Source organism: Capnocytophaga sp. G2 (genome assembly GCF_035282625.1).
Lineage (GTDB): Bacteria > Bacteroidota > Bacteroidia > Flavobacteriales > Flavobacteriaceae > Capnocytophaga.
Genome location: NZ_JAYKBU010000006.1, coordinates 1 through 14,570, shown reverse-complemented (window position 1 = coordinate 14,570; position 14,570 = coordinate 1). Strand labels below are relative to the sequence as shown.

At 31.7% G+C, this 14,570-nt stretch carries 13 protein-coding genes and 2 tRNA genes; 8 read left to right on the top strand and 7 right to left on the bottom strand.

All coding sequences use genetic code 11. From position 1 onward, the window contains the following. Nucleotides 1–8 precede the first annotated feature (8 nt). The 4 genes from VJJ03_RS04745 to rpsT all read left to right on the top strand — a co-directional run bounded on the left by VJJ03_RS04745 (nucleotide 9) and on the right by rpsT (nucleotide 2,265). Nucleotides 9–1,643 (top strand): MBOAT family O-acyltransferase, encoded by a 1,635-nt coding sequence (locus VJJ03_RS04745; RefSeq protein WP_416377844.1) that lies wholly within the window; start codon nucleotides 9–11, stop codon nucleotides 1,641–1,643. Between the two features lie 156 nt (nucleotides 1,644–1,799). Then, nucleotides 1,800–1,871 (top strand) — tRNA-Glu (locus tag VJJ03_RS04740). 22 nt (nucleotides 1,872–1,893) lie between these two features. Then, nucleotides 1,894–1,965: transfer RNA gene (locus tag VJJ03_RS04735), tRNA-Glu, on the top strand. A 42-nt stretch (nucleotides 1,966–2,007) separates the two neighbouring features. Next, nucleotides 2,008–2,265: a 30S ribosomal protein S20 gene (gene rpsT / locus VJJ03_RS04730; protein WP_323974143.1), complete on the top strand. Its 258-nt coding sequence runs from the start codon at nucleotides 2,008–2,010 to the stop codon at nucleotides 2,263–2,265. Nucleotides 2,266–2,356: 91 nt separating this feature from the next. On the opposite strand, the gene ppk1 is transcribed toward rpsT, so the two are convergent. From ppk1 to VJJ03_RS04695, 7 genes are all read right to left on the bottom strand, one after another. Next, nucleotides 2,357–4,378 carry a polyphosphate kinase 1 gene (gene ppk1 / locus VJJ03_RS04725; RefSeq protein WP_323974141.1) on the bottom strand — a complete coding sequence of 674 codons (2,022 nt, stop codon included), beginning with the start codon at nucleotides 4,376–4,378 and terminating at the stop codon, nucleotides 2,357–2,359. Between the two features lie 9 nt (nucleotides 4,379–4,387). Beyond that, nucleotides 4,388–6,217 carry a BatD family protein gene (locus tag VJJ03_RS04720; RefSeq protein ID WP_323974140.1) on the bottom strand — a complete coding sequence of 610 codons (1,830 nt, stop codon included), beginning with the start codon at nucleotides 6,215–6,217 and terminating at the stop codon, nucleotides 4,388–4,390. 52 nt (nucleotides 6,218–6,269) lie between these two features. After that, on the bottom strand, nucleotides 6,270–7,178 hold the full coding sequence (locus VJJ03_RS04715; protein WP_323974138.1) for a tetratricopeptide repeat protein: 909 nt from the start codon (nucleotides 7,176–7,178) through the stop codon (nucleotides 6,270–6,272). Between the two features lie 215 nt (nucleotides 7,179–7,393). Then, on the bottom strand, nucleotides 7,394–8,263 hold the full coding sequence (locus VJJ03_RS04710) for a hypothetical protein (RefSeq protein WP_009745645.1): 870 nt from the start codon (nucleotides 8,261–8,263) through the stop codon (nucleotides 7,394–7,396). 331 nt (nucleotides 8,264–8,594) lie between these two features. After that, the gene (gene secG / locus VJJ03_RS04705) at nucleotides 8,595–8,939 is read right to left on the bottom strand and encodes a preprotein translocase subunit SecG (protein ID WP_009745644.1); all 345 of its coding nucleotides are present in this window, start codon (nucleotides 8,937–8,939) and stop codon (nucleotides 8,595–8,597) included. Between the two features lie 11 nt (nucleotides 8,940–8,950). Further along, a complete protein-coding gene (locus VJJ03_RS04700; protein ID WP_323974136.1) occupies nucleotides 8,951–9,835 on the bottom strand; it encodes a hypothetical protein in 885 nt (294 codons plus the stop codon). Continuing rightward, the gene (locus VJJ03_RS04695; protein WP_323974134.1) at nucleotides 9,835–10,329 is read right to left on the bottom strand and encodes an LptE family protein; all 495 of its coding nucleotides are present in this window, start codon (nucleotides 10,327–10,329) and stop codon (nucleotides 9,835–9,837) included. Before VJJ03_RS04695 ends, VJJ03_RS04700 begins: the two co-directional genes overlap by 1 nt. Nucleotides 10,330–10,415: 86 nt before the next feature. Between VJJ03_RS04695 and VJJ03_RS04690 the strand changes: the two genes are divergently transcribed. The 4 genes from VJJ03_RS04690 to VJJ03_RS04675 all read left to right on the top strand — a co-directional run bounded on the left by VJJ03_RS04690 (nucleotide 10,416) and on the right by VJJ03_RS04675 (nucleotide 13,838). Further along, nucleotides 10,416–11,066, top strand: coding sequence for a hypothetical protein (locus tag VJJ03_RS04690; RefSeq protein WP_323974132.1), 651 nt, complete (start codon nucleotides 10,416–10,418; stop codon nucleotides 11,064–11,066). A 65-nt stretch (nucleotides 11,067–11,131) separates the two neighbouring features. After that, nucleotides 11,132–12,379: a tryptophan permease gene (gene mtr / locus VJJ03_RS04685; RefSeq protein ID WP_323974130.1), complete on the top strand. Its 1,248-nt coding sequence runs from the start codon at nucleotides 11,132–11,134 to the stop codon at nucleotides 12,377–12,379. A gap of 54 nt (nucleotides 12,380–12,433) precedes the next feature. Further along, nucleotides 12,434–13,150, top strand: a complete 717-nt coding sequence (locus tag VJJ03_RS04680) for an aromatic amino acid transport family protein (RefSeq protein ID WP_323974128.1) — start codon at nucleotides 12,434–12,436, stop codon at nucleotides 13,148–13,150. Nucleotides 13,151–13,376: 226 nt separating this feature from the next. Next, on the top strand, nucleotides 13,377–13,838 hold the full coding sequence (locus tag VJJ03_RS04675; protein ID WP_323974126.1) for a hypothetical protein: 462 nt from the start codon (nucleotides 13,377–13,379) through the stop codon (nucleotides 13,836–13,838). The last annotated feature ends 732 nt before the right edge of the window (nucleotides 13,839–14,570 follow it).

Sequence of the window (14,570 nt, the reverse complement as noted above, 5' to 3'; positions counted from 1 at the left end):
ATTGCTCCATGGAGCATATTAAAAATTGGTTTATTTATGATAAAAATCATCCTTTGCTATTTAATAGCAGTCTATTTTTGGGGATGTTTTTGGTCTTTTACCTAGTATATATCCTTACCAAAAAGCATACTCACTTCCGTACAGTATATGTAGTACTATTTTCTCTTTTCTTCTATTATAAGGCTGGAGGGAACTACTTTATATTATTACTCATTTCTTCCCTATTGAATTACTTTTTCGCAGGACAAATACATAAAAGTAATCATAAGGGAACACAAAGATTCTTTTTAATACTTAGCTCTGTTGTGAATCTTGGTATATTAGGGTACTTCAAATACACTAATTTTCTTATAGATAGCTTTAATAATCTTTTTCATGGTAGCTTTGCCTTCAAGGATATAGTTCTGCCTATAGGTATCTCCTTCTATACTTTTCAAACTATGAGCTACACTATAGATGTATATAGGAAAGAGATAGAACCCGCTAAATCTCTCTTAGATTTTACTTTCTTTGTAAGTTTTTTTCCTCAATTGGTAGCTGGTCCTATTGTGAGAGCTAAGGATTTTATTCCTCAAATTTATAAAAAAATAACTCTCACTAAGGAAGAGACTTCTCTTGCTTTATTCCTCATCATTGGAGGGCTTCTCAAGAAAGCCGTTATCTCGGATTATATATCCATTAACTTTGTTGATAGGATATTTGATGCTCCTAATAGTTATACATCCTTTGAGAATTTAATGGCTGTATATGGGTATTCTTTACAGATTTATTGTGATTTTTCTGGGTACTCGGACATGGCAATTGGACTGGCTCTTCTGATGGGATTCACCCTTCCTGTGAATTTCCGTACCCCTTATCAGTCAAAGAATATTACTGAATTCTGGCGTCGTTGGCATATTTCACTTTCCACATGGCTTAAGGACTACTTATACATTCCTTTAGGAGGAAATCGCAAGGGTTCCTTTTGGGGATATTTTTTCTCCTCCTTATTTTTCATAGCTACAATTTATTGGGCTTTTCTTCATGGGGAAGAAAGCCTTATTCCTTTATTAGCTGTCTTAGGAATCATCATTCTTTTTGAACTTTCCATTTTACTTTCTCCAGATAAGGCAAAATCCTTAAGAAGTCATTTTAATCAGTTAACCACTATGCTCTTAGGAGGGCTCTGGCATGGAGCCAATTTACGCTTTATTATATGGGGTGCTTTGCATGGATTAGCATTATCTTTTCATAAATCTTTTAAAGAAATCTTTCCTGAAAAAGAATCTGAAAAGAAAACCGTAATCAAACGATTATTCTCCATTATATCTATCATTATTACCTTCCATTTTGTTGCTTTCTGCTGGATATTCTTCCGTGCGAAGGATTTTTCTATTGCCATGACTATCATTGAAAATATCAAGCATCTTACTTTTGTCCCTCAACAATGGCTAACAATTATTGAAGGATATCAGAATATATTCATACTATTAGTTATAGGTTTTGTATGGCATTTTTTTCCTGAAAAATGGAATCTTTTTATGCGAAAAACTTTTCAAAAATCCCCTTTACTTTTTAAGGCTCTCATTCTTGCTTTTGTCTTTTGGATAGTATTTGCTACTGCATCTGCGGGTCCTCAGCCCTTTATCTACTTCCAATTCTAGGAAAACAAAAATTGTTTTTACTTGTAAAATATTTGTAATCATACAATTGTATTTTTTCGTATAAAAAAAATATATATTTTTGTGCAAACCTATTGCAGATTAAAAAATTTATTGTACTTTTGCACTCGCAATTGAGCAATATTTTAAAGGTTCAATGGTCCGTTCGTCTAGGGGTTAGGACGCAAGGTTTTCATCCTTGTAACAGGGGTTCGATTCCCCTACGGACTACTTAATTATGTTTTCATTTGCAGGTCCGTTCGTCTAGGGGTTAGGACGCAAGGTTTTCATCCTTGTAACAGGGGTTCGATTCCCCTACGGACTACTCTATTTTTTACTAAATACCACTTTTTAATTAAGATAAGAAATGGCAAATCATAAGTCAGCAATTAAGAGAATCAGAAGAAATGAGGCTGCACGCCTTAGAAATCGTTATCAACATAAAACAACTCGTAACGCTATTAAACGCTTGCGTACTACTACTGATGTAGCTGTTGCAAAAGAATTGTTACCTACTGTAGTTTCTATGATTGATAAATTGGCAAAAAGAAATATTATCCACAAAAATAAAGCGGGTAATCTTAAAAGTAGCCTAATGAAACATGTGAATTCATTAGTAGCTTAAGATAGGAATCATTTGCTCATAGTGAAATATTTAAAATTACTACTATTTAAAGAGGCTCTCACAGAAGCCTCTTTAATGCTTTAGTATATTCTCAAATCCCCTTATAATAAGAGTATATTTTTTCCTGTGAAGATTTTTCATTCTTACAGCGTGAGCGATAAGTATTATTCTGTTCCTTATCAATAATACGCGCTTTGACACTCTCCTCCCATGCCAAGTGAAAAGTATCCCATAATTGCTTTTGAATATTTTTCTGATAAATAGGACAAGAGACCTCTACCCTATTATTAAGGTTCCGAGACATCCAATCTGCTGAAGAAATATAATAAATAGGTTGTCCATTATTTCCAAAAATATATAGTCGAGAGTGTTCTAAAAATCTATCAACAATACTAATTACTTCTATATTTTCACTTAATCCCTTTACCTTAGGAAGTAAGCAACATACTCCACGAACAATCATTTGTATTTTCACCCCAGCCTGACTGGCTTCATAAAGCTTTTCTATCATCTCAAAACTAGTAATTCCATTCATTTTCAACTTCAAAAAAGCTTCCTTTCCTTCTTTAGCTAATCTAATCTCTTGATCTATAAGATTCAAGAAAGAATTCTTTGTATAATGTGGAGAAACTAATAAATGCTTATATTGAAATACTTGAAAAGGAGTATCAAAAAACTCAAATACCCGATTTACATCTGCTAATATTTCTTGATTAGCAGTGAAAAGAGTATAATCCGTATATATCTTTGCTGAAGTTTCATTAAAATTTCCTGTACTAATAAAACCATAACGATAAATCTCTCCATTTTCTTCTCTTTCTATTACTCCTATTTTACTATGTACTTTTAACCCTCGTATTCCAAATATTATCTGTACACCTTCTCTCTGTAGTAATTCAGCATATTGTATATTAGCTGTTTCATCAAATCTTGCTTGAAGTTCTATTTGAACTGTTACTTGTTTCCCATTCTTTACAGCATTAATCAAGGAACTAATTACTTGTGATTGTTTTGCTAATCGATAAATAGTAATCTTAATTGATTTCACTTTGGGATCAAGGGCAGCTTCTCTTAAAAAGCGAATAAGGTATGAAAAACTATGATAAGGTGTATTTTGCAAATAATCCCGCTCAGCTATTTGAGATAAAAGACTTTCTTCTACTCTAAAATTTTTAATAGGACAAGCTGTGAAGGGATGATATAAAAGATCTTTATGACCGCAATCAGGAAAGTTCATATAATCACGGCGATTATGATAACGTCCTCCCGCAATAACACTATCTGTAGGCTGTATTCCCATCCTTTCTTTTAAGAACTGTAGCATGTTATTATCTATAAGCTTATCATAGATAAAGCGCACAGGTTCTGCCCTCTTACGTCCCTCTACACTATTAGAAATTTTTTCAACAAAACTCTTATTAAGGTCGGTATCCAAATCTAACTCTGCATTACGTGTAATCTTGATCATATAAGCAGAAATATCCTTACAAGGGAAAATATAGAAATGAGTAGTTAAACAAAATCGTATAACATCATCTAACAATATGATATAAGTACATTCATTAATAGAAGGCAATACAATGAAGCGTTCTAATGTTTTAGGAAGTTCTATAAGAGCATATTGTTTCTTAAGTTTATCCATACCTTCTGAAGGAAGCAACATGCGAACCGCCAAGTAAGCTACATCATCCTTAAGGGTAGGAATAGCCTCTACCTCATTAAGAATAATAGTAAAGAGAGCAGGACTGATTGTATTAATAAAATAATCTCTCACATAATCAATATGCTCAGGTAAGATTTCCTTCTCATTAATTATATAAATATTTTCTTTTTTCAACTCTTGAGTAATGGATTCAAGAATATCAAGACTCTTTTGTTGAAGTATATTTACTTGATTATTAATCTGCTCTAAAAGAATACTTCTTTCATTATGCTTAATAACGGCATAACGTACTCTAAAGAATTCATCTAAATTGTTAGAAAAAATTCCCACAAACCGCAAACGTTCTATCAAAGGATTCCTATGGTCGGCTGCTTCCTGCAATACACGTTCATTAAAAGAAAGCCAACTAAGATCTCTGTTAAGCATAAAAGAATTTCTTTTCTGTTTCATTTTATATCTTTATAATTGTTTGTCTAATAAGGCAATAATACTTACTGCTTGCTCATAATCATTATTTATATCTGCTTGTGTATAAGGTGAATACCTTGCTTTTTCACAATTAGATAGTAATTGTAAGAAATCTTCTACTATCTTATCATCTACCTCTCTATCCATTAATAGATCCTGAATTTTATCCTTACTAAGCTCTGTTGTTTCTATATGTAACTTAGCCTTAAGATAAGTATGCAATCCCCTTTCCAGTGTTTCATAGAAGGCATCTTTATCATGTAGATTTCTTTTTGCTGCGGAAAGATATTTCTTAGCCAAACGATTAGTCTTACGAATTCTATTCTCTTGAGAATCCATATTCCGCTTATGATAAATATAGCTAAACAAAATTGCCAATGGTATCAAAAGTAAAGGTAAAAGCCAAAGTAAATAGAATGATATAGAACCAAAGAAAATGTGTTTAGCTATGGGAAGTAATTTTGTATTCGTCATCAAAGGTTGGAACTGTCCTTGCTGTATTTGACCATACATACTTCCCTCCTCCTGAGCTTTGTATTCTTCTCCATTGAGTACTTCAATAGTAAAGCCATCAGCCGTAACTGTTTCATATTTTTGTGTATCAGGATTAAAAAAGGTAAAACTCAATGGAGGTATGGGGAATTTTCCTTTGTACTGAGGTACAATTGTATAACTATGAGTTATATCCCCACTCATTCCTGATAAGGAATTATTTAAATGTTCTATTTCTTTTGGTTCATATACTTCTAAGGCAGGAGGAAAAGCCAATTTAGGCATATCAAAAAGCCTGAAATTTCCCTTCCCTGATATAATAACCTCTCCTATAGAAGTTTCTTTAGCATTCATTTTTTGAGTAGGAAAATTTATTGATAAAGAAAATTTTCCTACAGCTCCTGAAAAGTTAGCAGGCTTTCCTTCTTCTGGTAAAGGGAGAACATTTATTTTTGTAGAAACTGTTTGAAGAGTCCTACTACGAGTTACATACGAACGATTCCCAAAAAAATCTACCTGATTGGAAGGAAGTTGTAGTACGAATGAAATAGAGAGAGGATCTATTGTTTGCTCTCCTGCTTGCTGAGGATATAATAATACTTGTTTTAGCGTCACACAGCGATAATGCTTTCCATTACGTACAACTTCAGTTACTTGCAATTTATCTAAAAGTTGTTGATTCCAAAAGTTTGCATAACGTGGCTCCTCTATATTTTCAAATCCTGCTATACCAAACTGAGAAGCTATATATAATTTATAAGTAATAGTAATTGGCTCATTAACATAAACTTGTCTTTTTGAGACTTCTGCTGTCATAAAAAGTTGTTCAGAAGTAGGTTCTATCACTTCTGCTGGCTGCGTATCTTCTGTTCCAAAGGGATCAAATCCAAAAGGGAAATTACCAAAAGGATTATTACCAAAAGGAGAAGTAGGAGGCGTTGTTTGTGCATTACGAGGATTAGCTACGGCATTAGTTACCTCTATAGTAATAGGCTTTGTCTTGTATTCCTTGCCATCAATAATCACAGATGCCGCTCCTATAGTAAGTCTTCCTTTCTTTTTAGGAAGAAGCATATATGTATAAGTCTTTGAAAAACTACGAACCCCATTTATCCAAGAATTGGATATCGATTGTGTAGGTCCTGTAACCTCAAAATTTTCAAAAGAAGGAGCTACAAAATTATCCCCTTCTTTATTCATTGTAAAATCTATGCGAAGACGTTCATTTTCTCCTAATGATTTACGAGAAGGTTCTGCCTTAAATGAGACTTCCTGCGCAAAAAATACCGTAGTTGAAAAAAATAATATATAAAATAAGAAATTACGCATAAATAACTAATTCTAAATGACATAAAGATCGGTCAGATAATTATCCAATTACTTACCAATCTTTTTTATTTGTACGAATAGGAGTTCCTTTTATCTTCTTAGCATTAAGTTTTTCTTGTGTTTTTTTCTCTTCATTATTTATAGCATTAAGAATACGATTTATTTGTTCTGAAGAAAGTTCTCCTTCTTGTTTACCATTATTAGATTGTGGTTGCCTATTATCCTGAGGAGTATCCTCATTTTTTGGATTATCTTGTGAATTATTCTTATCCTGTTCTGGACTTCCTTGATTTTTATCGTCCTTATCTTGGTTCTTATTATCCTTATTTTGATCCTTATTATCTTTGTTTTGATCCTTATTATCTTTATTTTGATCCTTATTATCTTTATTTTGATCCTTATTATTTTTGTTTTGGTCTTTATTATCTTTATTTTGATCCTTATTATCCTTGTTGTCCTTATTTTGGTTTTGCTGCTTTTTCAACATTTCTTTAGCAAGAGCAAAATTATATCGAGTCTCATCATCTGTAGAATCATTACGCAAAGCTTCCTTATAGTATTGTACAGCATCTTCATACCTCTTATCCTTCATAGCAAGATTTCCTAAATTATGAAAAGCCTTGTGCTTTTCTTCTTTATTTGCTTTTTTATTCACAGAGACTTCTCTATAATAATTAGCCGCTTCCTTATATGCTTCTTGAGAAAAAAGCACATCTCCCATGTTATATTGTGCTAATGCATTATTTTTATCTTTGGAAATTGACTTTCGGTAATCTACCTCTGATTGTAGCACTTTATGCGCCTTATGTGCCTTGTAGGCATCATAAGCATATTCTTGTGATTGTATTTCTGCTTTTCGAATTTTCTTTAATTCTTCTTTTGAGAACTCTTCAGAAGCATTTTTTTGAGCAAATACAAGTAGAGGTAAAAATATAAATATCTGTAAGTGTGCTTTTTTCATATCAAAAATAAATATTTAGTTCTTTGGCACAAAAGTACAACATTATTCTTACAAAAATTCTTTTTTGTCTTTATTTTAAGAATTTGAGTAGATATATACTACACATATTATTAAATAATTTTTTATTTTCTATTATTTTATGCAAAAGAGGCTACCCTCTTCGGACAGCCTCCCTTAAAATTCAAATATTATATCAAGTAAAATAATTTATACTTTTATGGATAATAAGTAATCTCTCTCTCTAAAAAACTCTTAGGAAATTGGTTGATATATTCTATACGTTCAATCCAGTTCCCATTATCATCAAATTTATATTCATAATATCGTTCTTCCAAAAACACTCCTTTTCCATCATAATATTTTATTTCTTTTTCATTTCCCTTATCATCATAAGTAATAACACTTTTTCGGGTAGGGATATTATTGCTATTATAAATTTCTATCTCGGAGATACGCCCCAACTTATCATACTTATAAGTGGTACAATTATCTACCTGAGTTTCAGAGCTAGTATATTGGCACATTTTAGCTAACTTTCCTGTTTTAGCATCATAGTCATAGGTATACTTAGAACCAAAAGATTTATCTTTCTTAATCCAAGTTTCATCAAGCATACGTCCTTTTGCATCATTTTTGTAAAGATAGGAATCATTAAGTTCTCCTGTAGGGCTATAGCTATTATATGCTGTCTTAAATCCTTTATTGTCATATACATAAAGGAATTTCATCTGCAACTTTCCATAAGAATTATAGAGATCTCGAGAAGTACGTTTACCTTTCTCATCATATCTATAGATGACTTTTTGACTAAGTTGTCCTACCTTATTGTAAGTATTATTTTCCTTTTTATATCCTTGTTCATCAAAAACAATAACTACATCTCCTTTCCAAAAATCTTGCTTATTTCCTTTAGTTATTTTACCAAAATAATCTACCAACTTATAGGGTGTGATTTTAAAAGTCTTTACTTTTCCATAAAGATTCATATCTTTTAAGTGATTTTGACTTTGTCGCAAAGATGTCGTTTGTGCAAATACACACTGTAATCCACCTATTATAAGTAATAGAAAAATTTTTACTTTCATTTTGTCTTCGTTTAATGGTATTAATTTCTTTGCAAAAATATATAATTTTTATTCGTTCATTAAAAATATTTTAGAAAAGTTATGAATATTCCATCAAATATTTTATTTATGATTTATTTATGAGAATAAATAAATTCCTTAATTATCATTAATATTAACAGAATGCCCTTTGATAAGAAATTTTTCTAAAAGAGAAATCTTTTTTAACTAATAAAAACTATCAAATTTATATATTATTTTCTTTAATCAATCATAGCGAACAGACTATTTAAGAAAACAATATATTCATAATTAAAGAAATCTTTAATTATATTTATATCCAAATTAACATTTATTTCTTCTGTGTATCATTTTGTTGTTGCACTGGAGTAGTAGGAACTTGTTGTTGAGTAGGTACTGGTGCTTTCACATCATCAAAAATACTTGAACCTTGTGATTGATGGTTACCACTAAGAATTAAATTACTAATAAGCGAAAGAACAATTAGAGCTACTCCTAATGTCCACGTACTTGTATTTAAGAAATCTCCTGTCTTTTTTACCCCACCTATCACTTGTGCATTCCCACCAAAAGAAGAAGAGAGTCCTCCACTTTTAGGTTGTTGTACCATAATAACAAGTACTAATAAAAAGGATACCAATAAGATAACCCCCAAAACGATGTTAAATGTTAGCATAATTCTATAATTTATTTATTCTGTAATTTTCTAATAATTGCTATTTGATCAGCAAAATATGTACTCTTAGCTGGATTCTTTAGCATTAATATCTGATAGGCTTGAATAGCTTCCGCATATTTTCCTTGTTCCAGATATACTTTAGCCAAAGTCTCTGTCATGAATTGTCGTCCGATATCTTTCTTCTCCACAATTTCTATTGTAGGCTCGTAATCTTTACTTACTTCTATTTTCGGATTACTCTCTAAGAATTTATCTATTAAATCAAATTTTTTAGCTCTCGCATCCCCTTCTTCAAATACATTCTTATCCACAAAAGGTAATTCTATAGAAGCTGTCTTAGTGGCTTTCCTATCAATAGGTTTATATCGTGTAACCTCTAACCATTTAGCAAAAGAATGCTTATCTGTCCTCTGAAAATCAATAGGCTTTCCTAAATGGAGTGCTTCTTCCTGTGCTCGTGTTTGCTCGGAGGTAGGTATATATTCTCCTTCTATATCATTCTTAAACCTATCCTTGTCCTGCGGCGGAGGAATTGGATAAAATTCCTTTTTCTCAAACACATCCTCACTTACATAAGTGGTAAATTCTGATGGAATAACCTCATCCACATAAGCCTTAGGCATATTACTTTTTTTGAAAAAATCTTTCTTCTCCTTGAAAGAAGAAGAGGTGATAAAATCAAATAACAATGTCCTATTCCCTATATGAGCAGCCGTAATCTTCAACTCTTTATTATATCGATAGCTCTCTTGAGCATATAATATTTTTAAATAAATTGCCTTTACTACCTGAAAATAAGGATACTCATGTATAATATTCTCCAGTTCATACACCTGCGAGAGTGTAATTTGGTTAGGATGTTTAAGTATATATGATAATTCTGTTGCTTTCATTACCAATTTGCCAAAGAGGCATTAAAAATATCCTGACCTATTCTCTCAAAAATAGCCTCAAAAGCACTACTTTTCACTGCGCTAAGCTGCGTGTTGGCAGGAAAATCATAGTAATGAGAGAACGACTTCTCAAAGTCTTTATCGGATTCCTTATTATTTGTAAAACGTACATTAATAGTCACCGTTAATCTGTTTTGGGCAGCTCTCTGTTCTGCATTGGCTGCCATAGGTGCAATAGTAAAGTTAGTAATCTCCCCTTCATATACCAAATCTCCATTACTATTGGTCAGAGACAGATTCGTTTGATTATTTATTAGATCTTGTAAATAAAACGTAAAATCTCTATCCATCCCTGGTTCAATCAAAGGTGCTCTATTCTGAAAAAAATTCACCTGGAAAGTCTTTGCACTACCCGTACTCCCTCCTGTGAAATTATAGATCCCACAAGAAGAAAAATAAAAAAATAAACAGAGAATTACAATAATTCTTTTCAAAAGAAATTTTTCGGCAAAATTACAACTAAATTTTAAATAAAAAAAATTTTTTATATCTTTGCACTCAGAAATTATTCCTGATAAGTATGTCCAACAGTAAAATAGAAAATAATACTTCTGATATTGAACTCACACCTGAACTTAAGCGATTACAAAACACTTCTAACCCCTTAAAAATATTTAAGGAAATGAGCCTATTAGGAATTAACTCTGGAGTAAAATCTGTAAAAAATATATTATTCTTTACAACATTAAATCTCATTTTCTTTTTTGCAGGAATATATCTACTTTTTAATGGTTCTTTTACATATAAAAAACTATTTTTTTTACTTCTCATTATAGGAATAGGCATTTTATTTGTATTTATTGCCTTCAAAAAGGTATTTGATTTGCTCAAGATAGAATATGCTTCTTATCTTTTTAATCAATTCCAATCTTATATTCACAGAATATTTGAAGGTGTTTTTCAAAAAGCAGAAAGTACTACTGAAAAAATTATCAGTAAAAAACAGATCAATGATACTTTTCAACACTTTCTACCTAAAATCCCTAAAGTTTTCCAAAAACCACTACTCTTTGTATTATCCTTTACTCCTATGGTAGGCTTTGTAGCAGATATATATGCCACTCCAACGCTTAATTCTCACCAGAGGAAAAGTGATGCCCTATACGAAAAAGTACAACTCTATATGCAAAACAGTGTAGAGGAAGAACGTCGTGGATATTGGGTTATTTGAGGACTGCTTATCAATGCACTCCTACAAGGACTTCTATTATATTGGTTATAATAAATCAGACTGAAATGACACAAAAAAAACTTCCCTCACTATTAGGTGGGGCTATGATTATTGCCGGTACTGCTATTGGAGCTGGGATGCTTGCCAATCCTACCTCCACTGCCGGAATATGGTTTGTAGGCTCAGTAATTATCCTTTTTTATACTTGGTTCTGTATGACCACTTCCGGACTTATGCTCTTGGAAGCCAATCTCCATTACCCCACAGGAGCAAGTTTTGATACCATTGTTACCGATTTACTTGGAAAGCGATGGAATTTTCTCAACGGACTTTCCGTGGCTTTTGTACTCTATATCTTAACGTATGCTTATATTACCTCTGGAGGAAGTATTACTGAAAATGCTATCAATAGCCTACAGAAAGAAATACAAATCTCTAAAAGTACAGGCTCTTTGCTTTTCTGCCTCGTATTAGCCCTTTTCGTATGGCTTTCTACGAAGGCTGTAGATAGGTTAAGTACTATTCTTATCGGAGGTATGATTATCGCTTTCTTCCTTTCAACGACCGGACTACTCTCTTCGGTAAATGGAAGCACATTATTGGATACTCAAAATGAAAATGCCCCTGCACATCTCCCTTACTTCCTTACAGCACTACCTGTATGTTTAGTTTCTTTCGGCTTTCACGGAAATGTCCCCAGCTTGGTCAAATACTATAACCGAAATAGTCGTCGAGTGATACAATCCATCTTTATTGGTACACTTTTAGCACTCTTTATCTATATACTATGGCAAATGGCTGTACAAGGAAATTTACCAAGAGAAAAATTTGCTCCTGTAATCGCCAAAGATGGTGATGTAGCAACTCTCTTAGAGGTCTTAGATAAATACATATCCATTCAATATATAGATATCGCTCTGAGTTTCTTCGCTTATATGGCTATTGCCAGTTCTTTCTTAGGGGTTACTTTAGGACTCTTTGATTATATAGCTGATTTGCTGAAGTTCTCAGATACTCCTTGGGGGAGAACTAAGACAGCTTTGCTTACCTTTCTTCCCCCCTTATTGCTGAGTTTACAATTTCCCTATGGTTTTGTCATTGCCATTGGATATGCAGGATTAGCAGGTACGCTTTGGGCTGTTATTGTCCCCGCCTTATTAGCACGTGCCAGTCGTAAGAAGTTCCCAAAATCCTCCTATAGGGTATATGGTGGAAAGGGAATGATCTATTTTATTATTCTCTTTGGACTTATCAATATATTTGCTCAAATAGGTATACAAATGGGGATAATTCCTGTTTTTACAGGTAATTAGAAAAAGTTAAAATATCCTAATTCTTAAATTCTATAATCCCTAAATTTTAAATAAATGAAAAAACAAAAACTCCCCTCACTATTGGGTGGATCAATGATTATCGCAGGAACAGCTATTGGGGCAGGGATGCTTGCCAATCCAACTTCTATGTCAGGAATATGGTTTGTAGGATCGGTTGTCATGCTACTCTTCACATGGTTCTATACGGTAGTAGCGGGGCTTATGATCTTGGAAGCCAATCTTCACTTCCCTGAAGGAGCTAATTTCAATACAATGGTCTCTCATCTCTTAGGAAAAGGTTGGAATATAGCCAATGGACTTGCAGTAACTTTCACTCTCTATATACTCACGTATGCATATATTACCTCTGGAGGCGGAATTACTGAAAACTTTTTACATTGGGTAGCACCACAACTTGATATCAACCATAAGGAAAGTTCCCTTCTTTTCTGCTTTGCATTAGCTTTATTTGTTAGTATTTCCACCAAAGCTGTAAGCCGATTGAGTACGATTCTCATCACAGGTATGATCATCGCTTTCTTTCTCACGACAACGGGCTTGCTAAGCTCGTCAAAGAGAGCGGTAAACTTTTGGATGATTATCATACCCGCACTTTTAGCACGTTCCAGCAGAAAGAAGTTCCCAAATAGCAATTATAAAGTATTCGGTGGTAATTGGATGATTTATACAGTAATACTTTTGGGTTTACTTAATATATTTTGCTATATAGCTTCTCAGATGAATTGGATACCTACTTTCAAAGGAGAATAATATAAATTATAAATTCAATCACACAATCGCTAAAAACATTTTCTTACAGTAAGAAGTGGTATGCAAAATATTTTTCAATACATTTTATTGTCAGACGCATTGAAATTTTTATAAATAAAAAATTTTACTATCAGAAACTATTAAAATGTTTTTTATCACACCATAATAACTTTATGACAGTGATTTATAAAAATAAAAAACAAAATAATAAATAAGAATAATAGATATGAAAAAAATATTTTTAAAATTGACAAAATACTTTATTTATAGTATTTTAGTTGTCATCATTAGTAAATTCATTTTCCATATACCTATATTTTATAATATAAATATGGATAATTTTAAAGAGATAGTACGATTAGAAAAAACAGATGTTATTGCATTAATTGTATTCTTTGCTTTGCTTTTGCTATGTGAAAAGAAAAAAAAGGATACCTATAAGTTTTATACGCTGTTTTATATTTGTTTTCATCTTTTATCCGCAATATTATTTGTAATATACCAATGTATAGAATTTTACATAGGAAGAGATGAACATTTTGAATACCATTTTTGGGATGAATTATTCTCACACAGAGAAGAAATAATTCAATTATTTTTTAACAGATTCTTTGACGCTGGCATCATTTCTGTTTATATAGTTTCCTCTTTTTTTATCTTAAAAAAATATGCAACTCATAAAATATAATTTTGAAGACTAATCCTTTATTAAAAAATATCATTATGAAATCACTCTTATTATCACTAAAAAAATATGCAATTTATAGCTTGTTATTCTTGCTATTTATTGAATGTATGATGCTTGTTTCTTGTTTAGGATTTAAAAACAAACAAGAAGTATTTATTCAATTTATAATTTATCAATTCAATTATCTTTATTTAGGGCTCATATTTTTTATATTACTCATTCTTTTTAGAAAAATAAAGAAAGATACTTATTCATTTTACATTCTATTCTACAGTTGTCTTATTTTTATAACTACCATCGTTGATATTATTTGTCATTATGGAGATAAAATTCTCAATGATGAAACTATATCTATTTACTCAAACGAAGAGGTCACAAAAGCAACCTATATTATGGAATTGCTTTATTTTAGACTTTCTCTTACTAGTTATTTTTGTATCATTATTGTCTCTTCCTATATAATACTAAAAAAATATATAAACGATAAGCAAAAATAATGAGATATGAAAAAAGAAGCTCTTTTCCTTAATAAATTAAAGATATCCTTTACTTTAAGCGTTCTATTCTTTATTATCTCAATGATACCTTTTGCTCTTGCGAACAAAGAAGAAGTAATAGACTCTTATAAGATGGAACCTTTTTTGAATCTTATTATTGTAAGTTCCGTTAGTAAGTTAAATTTTTGGGTATAGATTTCGAGTAAGGTTTTGTTGTTCTGAATATTGCCCCCGG